The organism is Geodermatophilus sp. SYSU D01180, from assembly GCF_054050415.1.
Window position 1 is genome coordinate 17,819 of sequence record NZ_JBJGZH010000031.1, and the last position, 21,851, is coordinate 39,669.

22 protein-coding genes and 1 pseudogene are annotated in these 21,851 nt (G+C 76.5%); 19 read left to right on the plus strand and 4 right to left on the minus strand.

Going from position 1 to position 21,851, the window contains the following annotated elements; translation table 11 throughout:
* Window positions 1–68: 68 nt before the first annotated feature.
* The 3 genes from ACI8AA_RS20770 (at window position 69) to ACI8AA_RS20780 (ending at window position 3,140) form a co-directional block, all read left to right on the plus strand.
* Window positions 69–1,169: a hypothetical protein gene (locus ACI8AA_RS20770; protein WP_457046267.1), complete on the plus strand. Its 1,101-nt coding sequence runs from the start codon at window positions 69–71 to the stop codon at window positions 1,167–1,169.
* A 62-nt stretch (window positions 1,170–1,231) separates the two neighbouring features.
* Window positions 1,232–2,407 carry a 23S rRNA (adenine(2503)-C(2))-methyltransferase RlmN gene (gene rlmN / locus ACI8AA_RS20775; protein ID WP_457046268.1) on the plus strand — a complete coding sequence of 392 codons (1,176 nt, stop codon included), beginning with the start codon at window positions 1,232–1,234 and terminating at the stop codon, window positions 2,405–2,407.
* Between the two features lie 16 nt (window positions 2,408–2,423).
* Window positions 2,424–3,140, plus strand: coding sequence for a VIT1/CCC1 transporter family protein (locus ACI8AA_RS20780; protein ID WP_457046269.1), 717 nt, complete (start codon window positions 2,424–2,426; stop codon window positions 3,138–3,140).
* A 68-nt stretch (window positions 3,141–3,208) separates the two neighbouring features.
* On the opposite strand, the gene ACI8AA_RS20785 is transcribed toward ACI8AA_RS20780, so the two are convergent.
* Complete coding sequence (locus ACI8AA_RS20785) at window positions 3,209–3,529, minus strand: DUF2631 domain-containing protein (protein WP_457046270.1); 321 nt, start codon at window positions 3,527–3,529, stop codon at window positions 3,209–3,211.
* Between the two features lie 86 nt (window positions 3,530–3,615).
* Between ACI8AA_RS20785 and dxr the strand changes: the two genes are divergently transcribed.
* From dxr to ACI8AA_RS20810, 5 genes are all read left to right on the plus strand, one after another.
* On the plus strand, window positions 3,616–4,818 hold the full coding sequence (gene dxr, locus ACI8AA_RS20790) for a 1-deoxy-D-xylulose-5-phosphate reductoisomerase (protein ID WP_457046271.1): 1,203 nt from the start codon (window positions 3,616–3,618) through the stop codon (window positions 4,816–4,818).
* A complete protein-coding gene (locus tag ACI8AA_RS20795) occupies window positions 4,770–6,203 on the plus strand; it encodes a M50 family metallopeptidase (protein ID WP_457046272.1) in 1,434 nt (477 codons plus the stop codon). Before dxr ends, ACI8AA_RS20795 begins: the two co-directional genes overlap by 49 nt.
* A gap of 41 nt (window positions 6,204–6,244) precedes the next feature.
* Entirely contained in the window at window positions 6,245–7,405 is a 1,161-nt protein-coding gene (gene ispG / locus ACI8AA_RS20800) for a flavodoxin-dependent (E)-4-hydroxy-3-methylbut-2-enyl-diphosphate synthase (protein ID WP_457046273.1), read from the plus strand.
* 31 nt (window positions 7,406–7,436) lie between these two features.
* On the plus strand, window positions 7,437–8,288 hold the full coding sequence (locus ACI8AA_RS20805; protein ID WP_457046274.1) for a GNAT family N-acetyltransferase: 852 nt from the start codon (window positions 7,437–7,439) through the stop codon (window positions 8,286–8,288).
* 112 nt (window positions 8,289–8,400) lie between these two features.
* Window positions 8,401–10,296, plus strand: coding sequence for a penicillin-binding transpeptidase domain-containing protein (locus ACI8AA_RS20810; RefSeq protein WP_457046275.1), 1,896 nt, complete (start codon window positions 8,401–8,403; stop codon window positions 10,294–10,296).
* Here the strand turns inward: ACI8AA_RS20810 and ACI8AA_RS20815 are convergent.
* Window positions 10,293–10,751 carry a ferritin-like domain-containing protein gene (locus tag ACI8AA_RS20815; protein ID WP_457046276.1) on the minus strand — a complete coding sequence of 153 codons (459 nt, stop codon included), beginning with the start codon at window positions 10,749–10,751 and terminating at the stop codon, window positions 10,293–10,295. The genes ACI8AA_RS20810 and ACI8AA_RS20815 overlap by 4 nt on opposite strands.
* A 12-nt stretch (window positions 10,752–10,763) precedes the next feature.
* Entirely contained in the window at window positions 10,764–11,240 is a 477-nt protein-coding gene (locus ACI8AA_RS20820) for a hypothetical protein (protein WP_457046277.1), read from the minus strand.
* 239 nt (window positions 11,241–11,479) lie between these two features.
* On the opposite strand from ACI8AA_RS20820, the gene rimP reads away from it, so the two are divergent.
* The 11 genes and pseudogenes from rimP (at window position 11,480) to truB (ending at window position 21,139) form a co-directional block, all read left to right on the plus strand.
* Entirely contained in the window at window positions 11,480–12,091 is a 612-nt protein-coding gene (rimP, locus tag ACI8AA_RS20825; RefSeq protein ID WP_457046278.1) for a ribosome maturation factor RimP, read from the plus strand.
* A complete protein-coding gene (gene nusA, locus ACI8AA_RS20830) occupies window positions 12,088–13,221 on the plus strand; it encodes a transcription termination factor NusA (protein WP_457046279.1) in 1,134 nt (377 codons plus the stop codon). The genes rimP and nusA overlap by 4 nt, the downstream gene beginning before the upstream one ends.
* 41 nt (window positions 13,222–13,262) lie before the next feature.
* On the plus strand, window positions 13,263–13,616 hold the full coding sequence (locus tag ACI8AA_RS20835) for a YlxR family protein (RefSeq protein ID WP_457046292.1): 354 nt from the start codon (window positions 13,263–13,265) through the stop codon (window positions 13,614–13,616).
* 94 nt (window positions 13,617–13,710) lie between these two features.
* Window positions 13,711–13,857, plus strand: a pseudogene (locus ACI8AA_RS20840) (translation initiation factor IF-2 N-terminal domain-containing protein); the annotation flags it as partial.
* A gap of 1,035 nt (window positions 13,858–14,892) precedes the next feature.
* Window positions 14,893–16,725, plus strand: a complete 1,833-nt coding sequence (gene infB, locus ACI8AA_RS20845; RefSeq protein ID WP_457046293.1) for a translation initiation factor IF-2 — start codon at window positions 14,893–14,895, stop codon at window positions 16,723–16,725.
* Window positions 16,726–16,816: 91 nt separating this feature from the next.
* Window positions 16,817–17,119, plus strand: coding sequence for a DUF503 domain-containing protein (locus ACI8AA_RS20850; RefSeq protein ID WP_456903791.1), 303 nt, complete (start codon window positions 16,817–16,819; stop codon window positions 17,117–17,119).
* Between the two features lie 66 nt (window positions 17,120–17,185).
* Window positions 17,186–17,665, plus strand: coding sequence for a 30S ribosome-binding factor RbfA (gene rbfA / locus ACI8AA_RS20855; RefSeq protein ID WP_457046280.1), 480 nt, complete (start codon window positions 17,186–17,188; stop codon window positions 17,663–17,665).
* Window positions 17,662–17,907 carry a hypothetical protein gene (locus ACI8AA_RS20860; RefSeq protein WP_457046281.1) on the plus strand — a complete coding sequence of 82 codons (246 nt, stop codon included), beginning with the start codon at window positions 17,662–17,664 and terminating at the stop codon, window positions 17,905–17,907. Before rbfA ends, ACI8AA_RS20860 begins: the two co-directional genes overlap by 4 nt.
* Before the next feature lie 3 nt (window positions 17,908–17,910).
* Complete coding sequence (locus ACI8AA_RS20865; RefSeq protein ID WP_457046282.1) at window positions 17,911–18,921, plus strand: DHH family phosphoesterase; 1,011 nt, start codon at window positions 17,911–17,913, stop codon at window positions 18,919–18,921.
* Window positions 18,918–20,222: an MATE family efflux transporter gene (locus ACI8AA_RS20870; RefSeq protein WP_457046283.1), complete on the plus strand. Its 1,305-nt coding sequence runs from the start codon at window positions 18,918–18,920 to the stop codon at window positions 20,220–20,222. Before ACI8AA_RS20865 ends, ACI8AA_RS20870 begins: the two co-directional genes overlap by 4 nt.
* A complete protein-coding gene (truB, locus tag ACI8AA_RS20875) occupies window positions 20,219–21,139 on the plus strand; it encodes a tRNA pseudouridine(55) synthase TruB (protein WP_457046284.1) in 921 nt (306 codons plus the stop codon). Before ACI8AA_RS20870 ends, truB begins: the two co-directional genes overlap by 4 nt.
* Here the strand turns inward: truB and ACI8AA_RS20880 are convergent.
* Window positions 21,136–21,816: an HAD family hydrolase gene (locus ACI8AA_RS20880; RefSeq protein ID WP_457046285.1), complete on the minus strand. Its 681-nt coding sequence runs from the start codon at window positions 21,814–21,816 to the stop codon at window positions 21,136–21,138. The two genes, truB and ACI8AA_RS20880, sit on opposite strands and share 4 nt — an antisense overlap.
* Window positions 21,817–21,851: the final 35 nt, after the last annotated feature.

Consider the following 21,851-nt stretch of genomic DNA (forward strand, 5'->3'; position numbering starts at 1 on the left):
GGTCCGTCGGGCACGATGACCACTCCACGGGGTGAGCGATGGATGACCGAGAGTGACAGCGAGGTGGGATGACGGCGCGGCAGGACGGCTACCCCGAGGAGGCCGGCATCCCGGTGGAGCAGTGGGGGGAGTGGCTGCCCGGGTGGGTGAACGAGCCCGACCCCGAGGCGGCTGACGAGGCGGCCGAAGGGGCGGCCGACGAGGACGCTCCGGTCGAGGAGGTCCCGGTCGGTGAGGCCCCGGTCGACGAGGTCCCGGTCGAGGAGGTCCCGGAGGACGAGGCCTCGGTCGTCGAGGCGCCGGACGGCGGGACCCCGGAGGACGAGGACGTCCCCGGGGACCCCGTGCCGGAGGACGGCGACCCGGTCGGCGCCGCCGAGGAGGCCCCGGAGGTGGCGACCGCCGTCCCGGACGCGGTGCCGGACCCGGACGCGCTGGCGGAGCCGGACGCGGTGCCGGAGCCGGACGCGCTGCCGCTCCCGGCGCTCGCCGAGGTGGTGGTGCCGCGGGTCGTCGTCCGCCCGCGGGTGCGGCCCCGGCGCCGGGTCGGCGTCGCCGTGGCCGTGGGCGTGCTCGCCGCCTGCGGCGTCACCGGTGCGGTCCTGCTGGCGGGTGCCTCCTCCGGCTCGGTCCCGACGGCGGCCGTGCAGTCCACGTCCCCGGCGGCCGCCGCGCCGACCCGGGCCGTCCCGGTGCCGCGGCCGTCCGCCGTCGCCGGTGTCGTCCCCCTGGCGCCGACGAGCAGCGTGCCCGTGCCCTCCTCGTCCGCGGTGGAGACCGACCCCGACCCGGCCCCGGTGCAGACCAGCGCGGCGCCGTCCCCGGCGACGCCCCCGGAGGCGCCGCTGCCGACGGTCGTCGTCCCGGAGCCGTCCGCGACGCCGGAGCCCGTCGCGGTGCTGCCGTCCGCCGAGCCGCCGGGGCCCGTGACGGAACCGGTCCCGACGACCGGGACCGTCCCCCCGACGACCGGGACCGTCGTGACGCCGGAGCCCACGGCCCCGCCTACGACGCCGACGCCGAGCGAGACAGCGGCGCCGACCTCGACCCCGACCGAGGACCCCCTCCCGGACCCGCCGGACGGCGAGGTGACCCCGGTCCCGACGCCCGCCCCGCCCTCCGGGACACCGGTGCCCACGGCCGCGCCGACGGGCGCAGGGGCGCTCTGAGCGAGCGACCTCACCCGCACGGCGGCCCACGCCCGGCGCGGGGGTGGGACGATGGAGCGGTCATGACTGCCCTGCCGCTCGTCCTCGACGCCCCCCGCCGGGGCAAGCCGCCGCGCCACCTCGCCGACCTCAGCCGCGAGGAGGCGCGTGCCGCCGTCGCCGAGCTCGGCCAGCCGGCGTTCCGCGCCGACCAGCTCGCCCGGCACTTCTTCCGCGGCACCACCGACCCGGCGCAGATGACCGACGTGCCCGCCGTGGTGCGCGGGACGCTGGCCGAGGCGCTGCTGCCCGGCCTGCTCACGCCCGTGCGCCACCAGTCGGCCGACGGCGGGCGCACCCGCAAGACGCTGTGGCGCCTGCACGACGGCGCCCTGGTCGAGAGCGTGCTCATGCGCTACCCCGACCGGGCCACCGTCTGCATCTCCAGCCAGGCCGGCTGCGGCATGGCCTGCCCCTTCTGCGCCACCGGCCAGAACGGGCTGACCCGCAACCTCTCGGCCGCCGAGATCATCGGCCAGGCGGTCGCCGCCGCCGCGGCCATGGCGTCGGGGGAGATCCCCGGCGGGCCGGGCCGGCTGTCCAACGTCGTGTTCATGGGCATGGGCGAGCCGCTGGCCAACTACGCCCGGGTGCGCCGCACGCTGGACGCGCTGCTCACCTCCGCGCCGTGGGGCCTGGGCCTGTCGCAGCGGTCGGTCACCGTCTCCACCGTGGGCCTGGTGCCGGCGATCCGGCGGCTGACCGAGGAGGGCCTGCACTGCACCCTCGCGGTGAGCCTGCACGCCCCCGACGACGAGCTGCGCGACACCCTCGTGCCGATCAACACCCGGTACAAGGTGGCCGACGTCGTCGACGCGGCCGACGCCTACGCCGCGCGCACCGGACGCCGCTACTCGGTGGAGTACGCGCTCATCCGCGACGTCAACGACCAGCCCGAGCGCGCCGACCTGCTCGGCCGGCTGCTGGCGGAGCGGCTCGCGCACGTCAACCTCATCCCGCTCAACCCGACGCCGGGCAGCCCGTGGGACGCCAGCCCGCTGCCCGCCCAGCGGGAGTTCGTGGCCCGGCTGCGCGCGCACGGGGTGCCGACGACGGTCCGCGACACCCGCGGCCAGGACATCGACGGCGCCTGCGGCCAGCTCGCCGCGGCCGACCGTGCCGAGGGCGTGCCGACCGTGGCCACGCCGGTCCCGGCGCTGGAGTCCCCGGTCGAGCTCGGGGCCGAGGCGGACGCGTGAGCACCGGGGACGCCGCGTGAGCAGCGAGGTCCCCACGGCCGAGGCGCACGAGCACAGCCACGCCGACGTCTCGGGCGGGTGGCTGCGGGCCGCCGTCTTCGGCGCGATGGACGGTCTGGTGACCAACACCGCGCTGGTCGCCGGTGTCGGCGGTGGCGGGGCCTCGTCGCACGCGATCGTGCTCTCCGGCGTCGCCAGCCTGGTCGCGGGCGCGATCTCGATGGCGCTGGGGGAGTACACCTCGGTCAGCACGCAGAACGAGCAGCTCGACCTCGAGGTGGAGAAGGAGCGCCGCGAGCTCGAGCGCAACCCCCGGGGCGAGCTCGCCGAGCTGGCGGAGATGCTGCGCGTGCGGGGCGTCGACGCCGACCTCGCCGAGCGGGTCGCCGTCCAGCTGCACCGCGACCCCGACACGGCGCTGCGGCTGCACGTGGTCGCCGAGCTGGGCCTCAACCCGGCCGACAAGCCCTCGCCGTGGACCGCGGCGGTCTCCTCGTTCCTCACCTTCGCCACCGGCGCGGTGATCCCGCTGCTGCCCTACCTGCTCGGGTTCTCCGTCCTGGCCGCGGCGCTGGTGTGCGGCGCGGTCGGCCTGGCCGCGGCCGGGGCGCTGTCCTCGCGCTTCACCCCGCGGTCCTGGTGGTCGGCGGCCCTGCGCCAGCTGCTCTTCGGCGCGCTCGCGGCGGGCGCGACGTACGCCATCGGCGCGGCGATCGGCGTCGCGGCCTCCTGACACGACGACGCCCGACCCGGCGAGGAGCCGGATCGGGCGTGGGGTGTCGGTGTGGGGTGTCGGTGGGGTCACCTGCGCCAGGCGGTGCGCTTGCGGTGCAGGTCCCAGAGCAGCACCACGACGAGGACGACGGCGATGCCGATCAGCCACAGGTCCTCCATGCGGCCCTCGTGGTTGCCCCACGTGTAGGACAGCATGACCAGCACGGTCAGCCAGCCGGCGATCTGCGCCCACTTGCCGGTGCGGGCGTGCCAGCCCCAGTCCTCGGGCCGCTCCTCCTCGACCGGGTGCTCCCCGGCGCGGACGATGCCCTCCTCGCGGTTGGGCTGGTTGACGCGCGTGGTCAGCGGGTCGTGCTGGCGGACCCCGGGGCCGGACTGCTCGCTCACGCCCCTCATCCTGCCAGCCCCGTCCGCGGGTCACCGGTCGAGGTGTGGTGGGCGGGTCGCGTCCCGCGTCGGGGAGGATGCCGCTCATGAGCGAGCCGCGCGAGGTGACCGTGCTGGGCTCGACCGGGTCGATCGGCCGGCAGGCGATCGCGGTGGCCGAGCAGAACCCCGGCCGGCTGCGGATCACCGCGCTGGCCGCCGGCGGGGGCGACGTCGCCCGGCTGGCCGAGCAGGCGCTGACCCTCGGCGTCCGCACGGTGGCGGTCGCGCGCGCCACCGCCGCCCAGGACCTGCAGCTGGCCTTCTACGCCGCGGCCTCCCAGCGCGGCTGGGCGCGGGGCGAGTACGCGCTCCCGGAGATCCTCGCCGGGCCGCGCGCCGCCGAGGAGCTCGCCGCCCGCCCCACCGACGTCGTCCTCAACGGGATCACCGGCTCGATCGGGCTGGGCCCCACCCTCGCCGCGCTGCGGGCCGGCAACGTCGTCGCGCTGGCCAACAAGGAGTCGCTGGTCGCCGGCGGGGACCTCGTGACCGCGGCGGCCGCGCCCGGCCAGCTGGTGCCCGTCGACTCCGAGCACTCGGCGCTGGCGCAGTGCCTGCGCGGCGGGCACAGGAGCGAGGTCGCCCGGCTGGTGCTCACCGCCAGCGGCGGGCCGTTCCGCGGGCGCAGCGCCGCCGACCTCGCCGACGTCACCGTCGAGCAGGCGCTGGCGCACCCCACCTGGGCCATGGGCCCGGTGGTGACGATCAACTCGGCCACGCTGGTCAACAAGGGTCTGGAGCTGATCGAGGCGCACCTGCTGTTCGGCGTGCCCTACGCCGACATCGACGTCGTGGTGCACCCGCAGTCGATCGTGCACTCGATGGTCACCTTCGCCGACGGCGCGACCATCGCCCAGGCCAGCCCGCCGGACATGCGGCTGCCGATCGCGCTCGCGCTGGCCTGGCCCGACCGGCTGCCGCACGTGCAGCCGGCGCTGGACTGGTCGACGGCGAGCACCTGGGAGTTCGCGCCGCTGGACGCCGACGCGTTCCCGGCGGTGCGGCTCGCGCGCGCGGCGGGCGAGGCCGGCGGCGTCGTCCCGGCGCTGTACAACGCGGCCAACGAGGAGGCGGTCGCGGCGTTCCTCGCCGGGCGCCTGCGTTTCCCGGACGTCGTGGGCCTGGTCGCGCGTACCCTCGACGACGCGCCGGACCTCGGCGCCCCCACCTGCGTGGACGACGTGCTGGCCGCGGAGCGATGGGCCCGGCAGCACGCCCGCGCCGCTGTCGCCGGAGGCCTGAGCTGACCATCCTCCTGACGGTCCTCGGGATCGTCGCGTTCGCGATCGGCCTGCTGTTCAGCATCGGCTTCCACGAGTTCGGCCACTTCTTCTGGGCGCGGAAGTTCGGCATGCGCGTGCCGCAGTTCATGGTCGGCTTCGGCCCGACGGTGTTCTCCCGGCGGCGCGGCGAGACCGAGTACGGCATCAAGGCGATCCCGCTCGGCGGCTACATCCGCATCGTCGGCATGATCCCGCCGGCCGAGGAGAACGAGAGCAAGCGCGCCACCCGCATGCGGACGTTCATCGCGGAGGTGCGCGGCCAGGCCCTCGACGACGTCCGGCCCAGCGACGCCGGCCGGGTCTTCTACGCCAAGCCCTGGTGGCAGCGCGTGATCGTCATGTTCGCCGGGCCGTTCCACAACCTGGTGCTCGCGGTCGTGTTCTTCGGGATCACGCTCACCGCGATCGGCACCAACGTCATCACCACCCAGCTCGAGACCGTCCCCGCCTGCGTCGTCCCGGCCGGCGCGGAGAGCATCGCCGTCGCCGAGGAGCAGCGCAGCGACGTCTGCGACATCCCGATCGTCACCAGCGGCGCCGACGCCGGGCAGCTCTGCGAGGCGGGCACCCCCGGCTGTGCCGAGCCGGTGGCCAGCCCGGCCGCCCAGGCCGGGCTGCGGCCGGGCGACACGATCGTCGCGATCGGCGGCCGGCCGGTCGACCCGACCGCCTACGACAGCTGGACCACGGTGCAGCAGGCGATCCGCGGCTCGGCGGGCGAGCCGCTGGCCCTCACCGTCGAGCGCGACGGCGATCGCCGGGAGCTCACCGTCACGCCGATCGAGAACGTCGTCGCCACCGACGACGGCGAGGGCACGATGACCGCCGGCTACCTCGGGGTCAGCCCGGTGTTCGGCTTCGCCCGCCAGTCGGTGGCCGACCTGCCCGGCTACTTCGGCATGGTCGTGTCGCAGTCGGTGCAGCGGCTGGTGGAGATCCCCGAGCGCGTCCCGCAGCTGTTCCGCGCCGCCTTCCTCGGCGAGGAGCGCGACGTGGACGGCCCGATCGGCGTCGTCGGCGTCGGGCGGATCTCCGGGGAGGTCTTCGCCATCCAGCAGATCAGCGGCATGGAGAAGCTGAGCTTCTTCCTCGGCCTGCTGGCCAGCGTCAACCTCGTGCTGTTCCTGTTCAACCTGCTGCCGATCTACCCGCTCGACGGCGGGCACGTGGCCGGGGCGCTGTACGAGAAGGCCCGCTCGGTGGTCGCCCGCTGGCGCGGCCGGCCCGACCCCGGCCCGTTCGACATCGCCCGGCTGATGCCGGTCGCCTACGTCGTCGCCGGGCTGTTCATCGCGCTGTCGGGGCTGCTGCTCATCGCCGACGTCGTCAACCCGATCACACTCCAGTAGGCGTCGGCACCGACCCCGGCGGAGCGGGGATACTCGTGCCCATGGCCATCCCCGTCGCTCTCGGCATGCCCGCCGCGCCCCCGCCCGTCCTGGCCCCGCGCCGGAAGACGCGGCAGCTGGACGTCGGCGGCGTGGGCGTCGGCAGCGACTCCCCGGTCAGCGTGCAGTCGATGACGACGACGAAGACCGCCGACGTCAACGCCACCCTGCAGCAGATCGCCGAGCTGACCGCCGCCGGCTGCCAGATCGTGCGGGTCGCCGTCCCCGACACCGACGACGCCGAGGCGCTGCCGGCGATCGCGAAGAAGTCGCAGATCCCGGTCATCGCCGACATCCACTTCCAGCCGCGGTACGTGTTCGCCGCGATCGACGCCGGCTGCGCCGCGGTGCGGGTCAACCCCGGCAACATCAAGAAGTTCGACGACCGGGTCGGCGACATCGCGAAGGCGGCCAGGGACGCGGGCATCCCGATCCGCATCGGCGTCAACGCAGGGTCGCTCGACAAGCGGCTGCTGGCCAAGTACGGCAAGGCCACGCCCGAGGCGCTGGTCGAGTCGGCGCTGTGGGAGTGCTCGCTGTTCGAGGAGCACGACTTCCGCGACATCAAGATCTCGGTCAAGCACAACGACCCGGTGGTCATGGTGCGCGCCTACGAGCTGCTCGCCGCGCAGTGCGACTACCCGCTGCACCTCGGCGTCACCGAGGCCGGGCCGGCGTTCCAGGGCACGATCAAGTCCGCCGTCGCGTTCGGCGCGCTGCTGTCCCAGGGCATCGGCGACACCATCCGCGTCTCCCTCTCGGCCCCGCCGGTCGAGGAGGTCAAGGTCGGCACCCAGATCCTGGAGTCGCTGAACCTGCGCCAGCGCGGCCTGGAGATCGTCAGCTGCCCCTCGTGCGGCCGCGCGCAGGTCGACGTCTACAAGCTGGCCAACGAGGTGACCGCCGGCCTCGACGGGCTCGAGGTGCCGCTGCGGGTCGCCGTCATGGGCTGCGTCGTCAACGGCCCCGGCGAGGCCCGCGAGGCCGACCTCGGGGTGGCCTCGGGCAACGGCAAGGGGCAGATCTTCGTCAAGGGCCAGGTCGTCAAGACCGTCCCCGAGTCGCAGATCGTCGAGACGCTCATCGAGGAGGCCATGCGCATCGCCGGCGAGCAGGTCGACGCCGGCACGCCGTCCGGCCCGCCAGTCGTCACCGTCAGCTGATCCGTCCCGCCGTCCGTCCTGGGCCAGACCCGTGCTCCGCTCGCCGACCGCCCGCGTCCTCGACGAGACCGACGAGCCGGCCGTCCGCCGGCTGCTGGACTCCGACCCGGTCGCCGCGTGCGTGCTGGCCGGGCGGGTGGAGGCGGCCGGCACCGCGCCGTCGACCCTCGGGGCGCCGCTGTGGGGGATGGGCGCGGGCCGCAGCCTGGACGCCGTCTGCCTGGCCGGGGCCAACCTCATCCCGTTCGCCGTCCCCGGCGCCGAGCAGGCGGCGGCCGAGGCGTTCGCCGAGCGCGCCCGCCGGGCCGGCCGCCGCTGCTCGACGATCGTCGGGCCGGCCGCGGCCGTCGACCCGCTGTGGGAGCTGCTCGAGCCCGCGTGGGGCCCGTGCCGCGACCACCGGCCCCGGCAGCCGCTCATGGCCATCGAGGGCCCGCCGGCGGTCGCCCCCGAGCCGCGGGTCCGGCCGGTGCGCCCGCGCGAGGTCGACGTGCTCCTGCCCGCGGCGGTGGCCATGTTCACCGAGGAGGTCGGCGTCAGCCCGCTGCGGACCGACGGCGGCGCCGGCTACCGCGCGCGGGTCGAGGACCTCGTCCGCGCCGGCCAGTCGCTGGCCTGGATCGAGGACGGCCGGGTGCTGTTCAAGGCCGAGATCGGGGCGGTGTCGCGGGCGGCCTGCCAGGTGCAGGGCGTGTGGACCGCCCCCGAGGTGCGCGGCCGCGGCATCGGCGCGGCCGGGATGGCCGCCGTCGTCGAGTACGCCCGGACCGTGATCGCCCCGGTGGTCAGCCTCTACGTCAACGACTACAACGTCCCCGCCCGCGCGGTGTACCGCCGGGTCGGGTTCCGCGAGGTCGGCCGCTACGCCAGCGTGCTCTTCTGACGAAGGACCTCCCTGCCCCCGTCACTCGCACGCTCGTGAGGGGCCCCTGCAGGGAGGCCGTTCCAGCACGTCACCACCGGATCGTCGCCGGCGTCTGAGAGGGTGTCCCGTCGTGGCAGCACGACGCACGGCGGTCCTCGGCACGGTCCTCACGCTCCTCTCCGCACCGGCCCTCGCCGCATGCTCCGGCAGCTCCGAGGACGACGTCCGCGCCGCCGCGCAGGCCTTCCTCGACGACTGGGCCGGGGGCGACACCGACGCCGCGGCCGGCGCCACGACCGACCCCGACGCCGCCACCGCGCTGCTCGAGCAGACCGCCACCGACCTGCCCGAGGCCGCGCTCGCCGCCGAGCTCCGCGACGTCACCGTCCAGGACGGCACCGCCACCGCCGCCTGGACCGCCACCTGGGACCTCGCCGCGGCCCCCGACTGGACCTACGAGGCCACCCTCGAGCTCCGGGAGGGGGAGGACGCCTGGCAGGTGGTCGCCGAGCCCACCCTCGTGCACCCCGAGCTGGGGGAGGGACAGCGCCTGCGGCTGACCCGGTCGCTGCCCGAGCGCGCCGCGGTCACCGACGCCGCCGGCCAGCCGCTGTTCACCCCGACCGAGGTCGTCAACGTCGGCGTCGACACCGGCCAGGTCGCCGACCTGCCGTCGCTGGCCGCGGCGCTGTCGGCCGCCACCGGGGTGCCCGCCGAGGAGATCACCGCCGACGTCCAGGCCGCCCCGGCCGGCCAGTTCGTCCCCGTCATCACCCTGCGGCGGCCGGACTTCGAGGCCATCCGCGCCCAGGTCTTCGACCTGCCCGGCGCGGTCTTCCCGACCGAGACGCGGCTGCTCGCGCCGTCGGCCCGCTTCGCCTCCGCGCTGCTGGGCCGGGTCGGGGCGGCCACCGCCGAGGTGCTCGAGGAGACCACCGGGGACGACGGGGCCGCGTACGCCGCGGGGGACCAGCTCGGCATCTCCGGCCTGCAGCGCGCCTACCAGGAGCAGCTCACCGGCACCCCCGGCTTCACCGTATCCGTGGTCAGCACCGACGAGTCCACCGGCGACGCCGGCCGGGAGGTCGGCGCCGTCGACCCCGTCCCCGGCGAGCCGATCCGGACGCCGCTGGTCCGCGCCCTCCAGGACGCCGCCGACGGCGCGGTCGCCACCCAGCCGCTGGCGACCCACCTGGTCGTCGTCCGGCCCGGCACGGGGGAGGTGCTGGCCGTCTCCTCGAACGAGGCCGCGGCGGCCGGCAACGCCCTGACCGGCCAGTACCCGCCGGGCTCCAGCATGAAGACGATCACGGCGACGGCGCTCCTGTCCGCCGGCGCGCTGGCCCCCGACACCGCGGTCCCCTGTCCGGGGACGACGGTCGTCGAGGGCCGCGAGTTCGAGAACCAGGACCAGTTCGACCTCGGCACCGTGCCGTTCACCGAGGCGTTCGCCCAGTCCTGCAACACCACCTTCATCCAGGCCGGCCTGCAGCTGCCCGACGACGCCCTGGCCGCGGCGGCCGCCTCCTACGGCGTGGGCAGCGACTGGCAGCTGCCGGTCGACGTGTTCAGCGGCAGCGTCCCGGCCGACGCCACCGGCACCACGAAGGCCGCGGACGCGATCGGCCAGGGCCAGGTGCTCGTGAGCCCGGCGCAGATGGCGCTCGTGGCCGCGGGCGTGGCCAGCGGCACCCCGGCCGCCCCGGTCGAGGTGGTCGGCGCCGACCCGGCGGGCCCGGCGCCGGCCGGCCCGGGCCAGGCGGTGCTCGACCAGCTCCGGCCGATGATGCGCCAGGTCGTGCTGACCGGCACCGCGCAGGCGCTGGCCGACCGCGGCGAGGTCTACGGCAAGACCGGCACCGCCGAGTTCGGCAGCAACACCCCGCCGGACGCGCACGGCTGGTTCACCGGCTACCAGCTCGGCGGCCCGCAGGGCGACATCGCGTTCGCGGTGCTGGTCGAGGGCGGGCAGTCCAGCAGCGCCGCCGTCGCCGTCACCGACGCCTTCCTCGGCGTGCTGGGCTAGCCCTCGGGCAGGCCCGGGAGGGCCGACGTGACCGGGGTGCGGCCGGCCGCGGCGCGCCAGGTCACCGCGCGCTCCTCGCCGGCGCCCAGGGAGTCGACGGCGAGCTGCCGCACCTCGGGCTCCTCCGCCGCGGCCAGCAGCGCCACCCAGGCCGCGGAGACACCGTCCTCGAGCACGACCGCCAGGGCCGCGGCGTCGACCGGCGAGAGCACCGGGAACGGCAGCTCGTAGCCGGCCTCGGCGGGCACCGGGTCGGCGTCGCGCCCGTCGAGCAGCTCCGCCAGGCGGTCGCGGGAGTCCCGGTGGGCCTGCTCGGCGTCGGCGGCGGGCGCCCGGCCGTCGGCCGGCAGGGCGGCCCCGACGACGCCGTACCCCCACACCGCCGCGTGCTCGGCGGCCACCACCTCGCGCAGCGCCGTGTCCTCCGCGCTCCCGGCGGTCCCGTCCTCAGCCACGTGCGGCCTCCCTCACGCCAGCGCGGCGGCGTGCCCGCGCAGCCCCGCCGCGATCGACCCCAGCAGCGCGGCCCCCGCACCGGAGGCCTCGACGCAGGCGGCCGCGTGCGCGGCGGCCGCGGCGCCCACCTGCTCGCGCAGCCACGCGCGCAGGTCCCCGCCCGCCGGCGGGGACGGCGGTGCCGACGACGACGGGGTCGCCCCCGGCGCCGCCGCCCGCAGCCGCGCCAGCTGCTCCTGCGCCTGCCCGGCCAGGTCGGTGACCGTCCCGCCGAACGCGGGGTCCGCGGCGGCCGCCGCGTCGTAGGCGGCCACCACCGCCTCCTGGACGGCGACCTGGCCGGCCAGCCGGTCCGCCTGCGCCGCCGTCTCCCGGGCCGCCTCCCCGGAGTCGCCGGAGGTGCAGCCGGCCAGCAGCAGCGCCAGCCCCGCCGTGCCCGCGAGCAGGCGGCGGCGCGGGAACCCGGCGGGGGCGGGGGAGAGGGACATCGCCCGCCATCCTCCCAGGAGCCACCCCGCCCGCCCGGACGGCTCCCGGGCGCGTCGGGACCTCCGGCTCTGTCACCCGCCCGAGCGGCCGGGCCCCGGCGCGCGGCGGAGCGGTAGCCTGGCGACTCCCCGGGTACGCCGCGGCCGGTGCCGCGCTGACCCGCGCCACCGGGCGCGGCCCCGGACGGTGCGGTCCGCCGAGCACGAGCTCCGACCGGTTGCAGGAGGGGAGGGAGCCCGTGTCCGCGAGGTCACAGCAGGACCCGGCCGCCACACGGCTGGCCGGCTGGATCGCGCCCGTGGTGGGTGCCGCCGGCTACGACCTCGAGGAGCTCGTGGTCACGCCCGCCGGCCGGCGCAGCGTCGTCCGCGTGGTCGTCGACCGCGACGAGGGCGTGTCCCTCGACGACGTCGCCGAGGTCAGCCGGGCGGTGTCGGCGGTCCTCGACGAGAACGACGGCGAGCTGGGCCGCGCCCCCTACGTGCTCGAGGTGACCAGCCCCGGCGTCGACCGGCCGCTCACCGAGCCGCGGCACTGGCGGCGCAACACCGGCCGGCTGGTCACCGTGACCGTCGGCCCGGCCGGGGCGGCCGAGCAGGTGACCGGCCGGGTCACCGCCGTCGACGACGAGGGCGTGACCCTCGCCGTCGAGGCGAAGGGCAAGCCCGGCGCCCGGAAGCGGCCGCCGACGCCCCGGCAGGTGCCCTGGGCCGAGCTCGGCCCCGGCCGGGTGCAGGTCGAGTTCGGCCGCCCGGGGAAGGACGACCTGACGGACGACCCGGCGGACGAGCCGGACGACGTGCTCGACGCGGACGACGACGAGGGCGACGACGACGGAGGAGGACAGTGAACATCGACGTGACCGCCCTCAAGGCGGTCGAGCGGGAGAAGGGCATCCCCGTCGACACGGTCATCGAGGCCCTCGAGACGGCGCTCGTGACCGCGTACCGCCACGCCGACGGCGCGGCCAAGCACGTGCGGGTGCACGTCGACCGCAGGACCGGGGAGGTCGCGGTGCTCGCGCAGGAGCTGGGCCCCGACGGCGAGGTCGTGCGTGAGTGGGACGACACCCCCAGCGACTTCGGCCGCATCGCGGCCAGCACCGCCAAGCAGGTCATCGTCCAGCGGCTTCGCGACGCCGAGCACGAGCAGACCTTCGGCGAGTACGCCGGCAAGGAGGGCGACATCGTCAGCGGCGTCGTCCAGGCCGACGCCCGCCGCAACGCCCAGGGCGCGGTCCTGGTCGACATCGGCAAGGTCGAGGCGGTCCTGCCCGCCGCCGAGCAGGTGCCCGGCGAGAGCTACCCGCACGGCAGCCGGCTGCGCGCCTACGTCGTCTCCGTGTCCCGCACCCACCGCGGCCCGCAGGTGACCGTCTCGCGCACCCACCCGAACCTGGTGCGCAAGCTGTTCGCCCTCGAGGTCCCCGAGATCGCCGACGGCAGCGTCGAGATCGTCGCCGTCGCGCGGGAGGCCGGGCACCGCTCGAAGATCGCCGTCCGCACCTCGGTGCCCGGGCTCAACGCCAAGGGCGCCTGCATCGGCCCGATGGGGCAGCGGGTGCGCAACGTCATGAGCGAGCTGCACGGCGAGAAGATCGACATCGTCGACTGGTCCGACGACCCGGCGACCTTCGTGGCCTCCGCGCTCAGCCCGGCCCGGGTGAGCAGCGCCACGCTGGTCGACCCGAAGGCCAAGGCGGTGCGCGTCGTCGTCCCGGACTTCCAGCTGTCGCTGGCCATCGGCAAGGAGGGACAGAACGCCCGCCTGGCCGCCCGGCTCACCGGCTGCCGGATCGACATCCGCAGCGACGCCCAGCCCGACGACGCCACCCCCTCGCCCGGGGTGGGGCGCCCGCCGCTGCGCTCGGGCCCGCCGCCGGTCCGCGCCGGCGCCCCGGGCGGGCGGCCGTCCCCCGGTGGGGGAGGGCTGCGGCCCGGTCCGCGGCGTCCGGAACAACGGGGTCCCGCAGCGCGCTAGAGTGACGGGTGGCCGAAACGTCGATCCCGGTGCGCACCTGTGTGGGCTGCCGGGAGCGCGCTCCGGTCACCGACCTGCTGCGTGTCGTCCACCGGTCCGGGACCCTCGTGCCCGATCCGCGACGGCGGCTCCCCGGCCGGGGCGCGTCCCTGCACCCCACCCCGGAGTGCCTCCACGCAGCGGAGCGACGCCGGGCCTTCTCCCGGGCGCTGCGCCTCCCGCGCGGTGCCGCGGTGGAGGCCGGTCCGCTCCGGGCCCACGTCCTCGGCGCCTCTGCGCCGCCGGGGGACCCGGGCCCGGGACGGGCGACAGCGGACGAACGACAGACCGCACTTCCCACAGACGGACCGGCAACCGGCCGGTCCGCACGTCGAGAGCAGGACGTCGTCGGATGAGTCAGCCGTGAAGTCCCCACGATGACAAGCCAGACCATGCACCACTGACGACGAGGTCGCGCGGGCGAGCCGCCGGCCTCACAAGAGGAGATCCGTGCCAGGCAAAGCCCGCGTCCACGAACTCGCCAAGGAGTTCGGGGTCGACAGCAAGACCGTGCTCGCCAAGCTCAAGGAGCAGGGCGAGTTCGTGAAGTCCGCCTCCTCGACCGTCGAGGCCCCCGTGGCCCGGCGGCTCCGGGAGGCCCTCGGCGCGTCCACCGGCGGCAACGCCGGCGGCGGCAACGGCGGCGGTGCCCCCGCCCGTCCGGCCGCCCCGCGCCCGGCGGCGCCCTCGCCGGCCGCGTCGGCCCCCGCGCCGTCGCCCGCCGCGCGTGCGCCGCAGCCCCCCGCCGCGCCGTCCGCGCCCGCGCCGTCGGCCGGCCCGACTCCGGGTCCGCGCCCCGGTGCCCCGCGTCCGGGTGCGCCGACGCCCGGCCCGCGTCCGGCCGCGCCCCAGGCCCCGGCCGCCAGCGCGCCGACCCAGCAGCCGGCCGCGCCCTCGGGTCCGCGTCCGGCCGCGCCGGGCGCCCCGCGTCCGGGTGCGCCCGCGCCGCGTCCGGCCGGGGGCCCCGTCCCCGGTCCCGCGCGTCCGGCCGCCCCGCGCCCGGCGGCTCCCGGTGGGGCCCGTCCCGGCGGTGCCGCGCCCGGCGCCCCCGGTGCCGGTCCGCGTCCGGGCCCGCGTCCGGCTCCGCGGCCGGGCAACAACCCCTTCAGCAGCGCCCCGCGTCCGGGTCCGGCTGCCGGTGGCCCGCGTCCGGGCCCGGCGGCGGGTGGCCCGCGTCCGGGTCCCGGTGCCGGCGGTCCGCGCCCGGCGCCCGGCGCCGGTGGTCCCCGTCCCGGTGGCCCGCGTCCGGGTCCCGGTGCGGGCGGTCCGCGTCCCGCGGCCGGTCCGGGTGGTCCCCGGCCGAACCCGGGCATGATGCCGCCCCGGCCGAACCCGGGCATGATGCCGCCGCGTCCGGCCGGTGCCGGCCGTCCCGGCGGCCCCGGTGGTGCCGGTGGCCGCGGTCGTCCCGGGGGTCCCGGCGGCGGTGGCGGTTTCCGTCCCGGCGGCGGTGGCCCCGGTGCCGGCGCGCCGGCCGGCGGTGGCTTCCGTGGCGGCGGCGGCGGCGGTGGCCGCGGCCGTGGTCGCGGTGGCTCCGGTGCGGGCACCGCGGGTGCCTTCGGACGTCCGGGTGGCCGCGGTCCGGTCCGCGGGCGCAAGAGCAAGAAGCAGCGGCGCCAGGAGTTCGACCAGATGGCGGCGCCCAGCATGGGCGGCGTCAGCCTGCCCCGCGGCAACGGGCAGACCGTCCGGCTGCCCCGCGGCGCCTCGCTGACCGACCTGGCCGAGCGCATCGGCGCCCAGCCGGCCGCGCTGGTGACCGCCCTGTTCCACCTGGGGGAGATGGTCACCGCGACGCAGTCGGTGAACGAGGACACCCTGCAGCTGCTCGGTGCCGAGATCGGCTGGAACATCGAGGTCGTCAGCCCGGAGGACGAGGACCGCGAGCTCCTCGAGACCTTCGACCTGACCTTCGGTGACGAGGGCGACGAGGAGGACTGGGAGACCCGTCCGCCGGTCGTCACCGTCATGGGCCACGTCGACCACGGCAAGACGAAGCTGCTCGACGCCGTCCGCAACACCAACGTGGTGGCGCGGGAGGCCGGCGGCATCACCCAGCACATCGGCGCGTACCAGATCGACACCGAGCTGGACGGCCAGGACCGGGCGATCACCTTCATCGACACCCCGGGTCACGAGTCGTTCACCGCGATGCGTGCCCGCGGCGCGAAGGTGACCGACATCGTCGTCCTGGTGGTCGCCGCCGACGACGGCGTCATGCCGCAGACGGTCGAGGCGCTCAACCACGCCCAGGCCGCCGAGGTGCCGATCGTGGTCGCGGTGAACAAGGTGGACAAGGAGGGGGCCAACCCCGCCAAGATCCGCCAGCAGCTCACCGAGTACGGGCTGGTGGCCGAGGAGTACGGCGGCGACACGATGTTCGTCGACGTCTCGGCGGTCACCCGGCAGGGTCTGGACGACCTGCTGGCGGCGATCCTGCTCACCGCGGACGCCGCGCTCGACCTGCGCGCGAACACCGAGATGGACGCCCAGGGCGTCGTCATCGACGCCAAGCTGGACCGTGGCCGCGGCCCCGTCGCCACGGTGCTGGTCCAGCGCGGCACCCTGCGGGTCGGTGACTCGCTGGTCGCCGGTGACGCGTTCGGCCGCGTGCGGTCGCTGCTCGACGAGCACGGCGCCAAGCTCAAGGAGGCCACGCCGGCCCGTCCGGTGCAGGTCGTGGGTCTCACCTCGGTGCCGCGTGCCGGTGACACCTTCCTCGTCGTCGAGGAGGACCGCGTCGCCCGGCAGATCGCCGACCGCCGGCAGGCCCGCATCCGCAACGCGCAGAACGCCTCGATGCGCAAGCGGATCAGCCTGGAGGACCTCGACGCCGCGCTGAAGGAGAACCGCCAGCTCAACCTGATCATCAAGGGCGACAACTCGGGCACCGTCGAGGCGCTCGAGGACGCGCTCATGAAGATCGAGGTGAGCGACGACGTCTCGCTGCGGGTCATCCACCGCGGCGTCGGCGCGATCAGCAAGAGCGACATCGACCTGGCGCTGGCCGACGACGTCATCGTCATCGGCTTCAACGTCCGGGCCGAGGGCCAGGCCACCGAGCTCGCCAACCGCGAGGGCGTCGACGTCCGGTACTACTCGGTCCTCTACTCGGCGATCGAGGAGATCGAGGCGGCCCTCAAGGGCATGCTCAAGCCGGAGTTCGAGGAGGTCGAGCTCGGCACGGCGGAGATCCGCGAGGTCTTCCGGGTGCCGCGCATCGGCAACGTCGCGGGCTCGATCGTCCGCAGCGGCACGATCAACCGGAACTCGAAGGCCCGGGTCATCCGCGACGGTGTGGTGATCGCCGACAACCTGACCGTCGAGTCGCTGCGCCGCTTCAAGGACGACGTCACCGAGGTCCGCGAGGGCTACGAGTGCGGTATCGGCCTGGGGTCGTTCAACGACGTCAAGGTCGAGGACGTCATCGAGACCTTCGAGGTCCGCGAGAAGCCGCGCGACTGAGGAAGGACCCCGCTGCCTCCCACGCCTCGCGAGCTCGGCGCGGACCCCTGCAGCGGGGCCGTTCCAGGACGTCACCAGTGACAGGGAGGCGGTGAGCGTGTTCACCGGCACGCTCACCGCCGACCTGCTGCTGGGCGATGTCCACTCGCTCAAGGGCAAGCGCGCCGTGGTCCGGCCCATCGTGGCCGAGCTGCGGCGCCGCTTCGCCGTGGCGGCGGCCGAGGTGGGCGACGTCGACCTGCACCGCCGCGTGCAGGTCGGCGTCGCCACCGTCGCGGGGGACGCCGGCCAGGTGACCGACGTCCTCGACGCCTGCGAGCGGTTGCTGGCCGAGCGGCCGGAGGTGACGCTGCTGTCGACGCACCGGCAGCTGTTCTCCGACACCGACGCCTGAACCGGCCTGCCCACGCCCGTCCGGGCGCGCCCCCCTGCGCGCCCCCGAGACCCCCGGAGGTCCGCCGTGGCCGACCCCGCCCGTGCCCGCAAGCTCGCGGTGCGCATCCGACAGATCGTCTCCGCCGCGATCGAGTCCCAGATCAAGGACCCCCGGCTGGGCATGGTCACCGTGACCGACGCCCGGGTGACCAGCGACCTGCGCGAGGCCACCGTCTTCTACACCGTCTACGGCGACGCCACCGCCGTCGCGGACTCCGCCAAGGCGCTCGCCTCGGCCACCGGGGTGCTGCGCTCGACCGTGGGCCGGCAGACCGGCATCAAGTTCGTGCCGACGCTGACCTTCGTCGCCGACCACGTGCCCGACACCGCGCGCGAGCTCGACGAGGCCCTCGAGCGGGTCCGGCACGCCGACGCCGAGCTCGCCCGCCTGCGCGAGCACGCCACCTACGCCGGCGAGGCCGACCCCTACCGGCACCCGGAGGAGGACGACGAGACCTCCGGCGCCGACGTCAGCACGTCCCCCGAGCACAGGAGTGCCTCGTGAGTGAGAACGACCCGGACCCGTACCTCCCCGGGGAGGGGCAGGGCCGCTCGGAGCTCGGCGGGCGGGCCGAGCCGAACGCCGGGGACCCCACCGAGGGCGGCCGCACGGGCCAGATCGGGGAGGTGCCCTCCATCGCGGAGGACGAGCCCGACGACGGCGGCCCGCCGCTGCCGCCCGGGGGCGGGCTGGTGACCGAGGACCGCAACGCACCCCCGGTGGCCGATCCCGGCCCCGACGCCTGACCCGTGACCGCACAGACCGTCGGGGTGCCGCTGCGCACCCCGGCCGCCGTGCTGGCCACGGCCGCCGACACGGGCGCCACCGTGGTGCTCAGCGGGCACGTGCAGCCCGATGCCGACGCGCTGGGCAGCACCCTGGCCCTCGCCGAGGGGCTGCGCCGCCGCGGCGCCCGGGTGACCGCCACGTTCCCCGGCCGTCCCGTGCTGCCCGACTCGCTCGGCTGGCTGCCCGGCGCCGGGCACCTGGTGCCCTCCACCGCCGTCCCCGCGTCCCCGGACGTCTTCGTCAGCCTCGACGCGGCCTCGCCCGCCCGCCTGGGTGAGCTGGCCGCGCTGCTCGGCGACGCCGGCACCTCGGTCGTCGTCGACCACCACGCGAGCAACCCCGGCTTCGGCGACGTGCGGCTGGTCGACCCGGCCGCGCCGGCGACCGTCGTCCTCGTCGCCGGCCTGCTCGACGAGCTCGGCGTCGCCCTGGACGCCGAGCTGGCCACGCTGCTCTACGCCGGCCTCGCCGCCGACACCGGCTCCTTCCGGTTCAGCAGCACCCGGCCGGACACCCACGCGCTGGCTGCCCGGCTGCTGTCCACCGGCATCGACCACGCCGCCATCAGCCAGCGGCTGTTCGACACCGCCCCGTTCGGCTGGCTGCGGCTGCTGTCGGCGGTGACCGGGCGCGCGGTGCTCGAGCCCGGTGTCGGCGCCGGCCTGGTGTGGACCTGGTCGAGCACCGCGGAGGCGGCCGGGCACGGCCTGCCCGGTGAGCAGCTCGAGGCGCTGGTCGACGTCGTCCGGTCGACCGCCGAGGCCGACGTCGCCTGCGTGCTCAAGGGCCAGGACGACGGCTCGTGGGCGGTGTCCCTGCGCTCCCGCGGCGCCACCGACGTCGCCCGGGTCGCGACGGCGCTGGGCGGCGGCGGGCACCGGGCCGCGGCCGGCTTCACCTCGCACCTGGACCGCGAGGCGACCGTGGCGGCCGTCCGGGCGCAGGTGGCGGCCGCGACGACGGCGCGGTGACGGGGCGGGCGCCGTCCGTCCTGGGGCTGGCCGTCCCGGCGCTGGTCGTGCTGGCCGCCGAGCCGCTGTACCTGCTGGTCGACACCGCGGTCGTCGGCAACCTGGGCACCGTCGCCCTGGGCGGGCTCGCCGTCGGCGGCGGGCTGCTGGCCTGGGCCGCCGCGCTGCTGAACTTCCTCGCCTACGGCACCACGGCGCGGGCCGCCCGCCGGGCCGGGGCGGGGGACCGGGCCGGCGCCGTCGCCGAGGGCGTGCAGGCCACCTGGCTGGCGCTGCTGCTCGGCGCCGCCGTCGTCCTGCTGTTCCAGGTGCTGGCCGGGCCGCTGACCCGCGCGCTGGCCGGGGGGCCGGGCGCGGTGGCGGCGGCGGGGGAGCAGTGGCTGCGCATCGCCGGCTGCGGCGCCCCGCTGCTGCTGGTGTCCCTGGCCGGCAACGGCTGGCTGCGCGGTGTGCAGGACCTGCGCCGCCCGGTGCGCTTCGTGCTCGCCGGCAGCCTGCTGAGCCTGGTGCTGTGCCCGCTGCTGGTGCACCCGGCCGGCCTCGGCCTGCCCGGCTCCGCGGTGGCCAACCTCGCCGGCCAGTCGCTGACGGCGGCGCTGTTCGTGCGGGCGCTGCTGCGCGAGGGCGCCGACTGGCGGTTCCGGCCGGCCGCCGTCCGTGCGCAGCTGGTCCTCGGCCGCGACCTGCTGCTGCGCGCCACCGTCCTGCAGCTGGCGTTCCTGGTCGCCGCCGGGGTCGCCGCGCGCGCCGGCCAGGCGCAGCTCGGCGCCCACCAGATCGCGCTGCAGCTGTTCCTCTTCCTCGCGCTGGTCCTCGACGCCTACGCCATCGCCGCGCAGACGCTGGTCGGCCACGCGCTCGGCGCCGGCCGGCCCGACGAGGCCCGGGCCACCGCCCGCCGGGTGACCCTGTGGGGCCTGGGCACCGGCGTGCTGGTCGCCGTCGCGCTGCTGGCCGGCCGCGACCTGCTCGTGCCGCTGTTCAGCGGCGACCCCGCCGTCCGCGCGCAGGCGGAGCTGGTCTGGTGGTTCCTCGCCGGGTTCCAGCCGCTGGCCGGGGTGGTCTTCGCCCTCGACGGCGTGCTCATGGGCGCGGGCGACGTCGCCTACCTGCGCACGGTCACCGTCGGTGCGGCGCTGATCGGCTTCCTGCCGCTGTCGCTGCTGTCCGGCCCGCTGGGCTGGGGCCTGGCCGGCGTGTGGACCGGGCTGACGGCGTTCATCGCGCTGCGGCTGGTCGCGGTGCTCGCCCGGGTGGCGGGGGACAGGTGGCTGACCGCACCTGCCACGGTGGGGACATGAGCCGCCGCCGCGCCGCCGACGCCGACGTCACCCCGGGGATCCTGCTGGTCGACAAGCCGGGCGGGATGACCTCGCACGACGTCGTCGCCCGGGCCCGGCGGGTGCTGTCGGTCCGCCGGGTCGGGCACGCCGGCACCCTCGACCCGATGGCCACCGGCCTGCTCGTGCTCGGCGTCGGGGCGGCGACCCGGCTGCTCGGCCACCTCGGCGGCTCGGACAAGGTCTACGACGCCACGATCCGCCTCGGCCAGACCACCGTCACCGACGACCGCGAGGGCGAGGTCCTCACCAGCACCCCCGCCGGGCACCTCGACGACGACGCGGTCCGCGCGGCGCTGGCCGCCCAGACCGGCCCCTTGCTGCAGGTGCCCTCCTCGGTGAGCGCGGTGAAGGTCGGCGGCCGCCGCTCCTACGACCGCGTCCGGGCCGGCGAGGAGGTCGTGCTCGAGCCCCGCCCGGTCACCGTGCACCGCATCGACGTGCACCGCGTGGACCGGACCGAGCCCGGCCTGGTCGACGTCGCGGTGACCGTGGCCTGCTCCGCCGGGACCTACGTGCGGGCGATCGCCCGCGACGCCGGTGCCGCGCTCGGGGTCGGCGGGCACCTCACCGCGCTGCGCCGCACCGCCTCCGGCCCGTTCACCACCGCGCAGGCCGCCCCGGTCGAGGAGGCCGCGGCCGCGCTCGCCGCCGGGGGTGGGCCGGGGACGCTGACCCTCCCCGAGGCAGCCACGGCGATCTACCCCGAGCGGCGGCTCTCCGACGACGAGGCGCGCGCCCTCGGCTACGGCCAGCGGGTCCCGGCCACCGGGCGGCCCGGGCTCACCGCCGCCGTCGACCCCGCGGGCCGGCTGGTCGCGCTGGTCGAGGACGCCGGGGCCACCGCCCGGGTCGCGGTCGGCTTCCCGCCGTCCTAACCGCAGGCGGCCTTGCCGATCAGCGAGTCGTCGAGGTGGTCGAGCAGGTCGGCGGGGTCGTCGTAGACCTCGTCGGCGCCGGCCTCGAGCAGCTCGGCGCGGGAGATGCCGCCGCAGGTCAGCGCGATGCACGGCAGCCCGGCGTCGCGCGCGGCCTGCACGTCCCAGACGGTGTCCCCGACGACGACGGTGCGCGAGGCGTCCAGGCCGTGCTGGTCGACGGCGGTCTGCAGCAGGTCCGGCGCCGGCTTGGCCGACTCGACGTCGGCCGAGGAGGTGGCCCCGTCGACGACGTCGTCGCCGCCGATCGCCGGCACCATCCACTCCAGGTCCGAGTCCTTGCCGCTGGTGGCCAGCACCACGGCCAGGTCCCGCTCCCGGCAGGCGGCCAGCAGCTCGTCGACGCGCGGGAAGGCGGTCACCAGCTCGCGCAGCGGCTCGTAGCGGCGGGTCTTGGTCTCCGAGACCTCGCTCGCGTCGTCGGCGTCCTCGCCGAGGAGGTGGGTGACCAGCTCCTCGCTGGCGATGCCGATCGACCGGTGGCAGGCGGCCATCGACACCTCGGGGTGCCCGGTGTCGCGGAACGCCTGCCACCAGGCGAGGACCTGCAGGTAGTTGGTGTCCAGCAGGGTGCCGTCGACGTCGAACAGCACGCCGGGCCGCGGAGCCGGGGTCATCGGGCCATCCTCGCCCGGCCCGCGGGAGGCCGCAG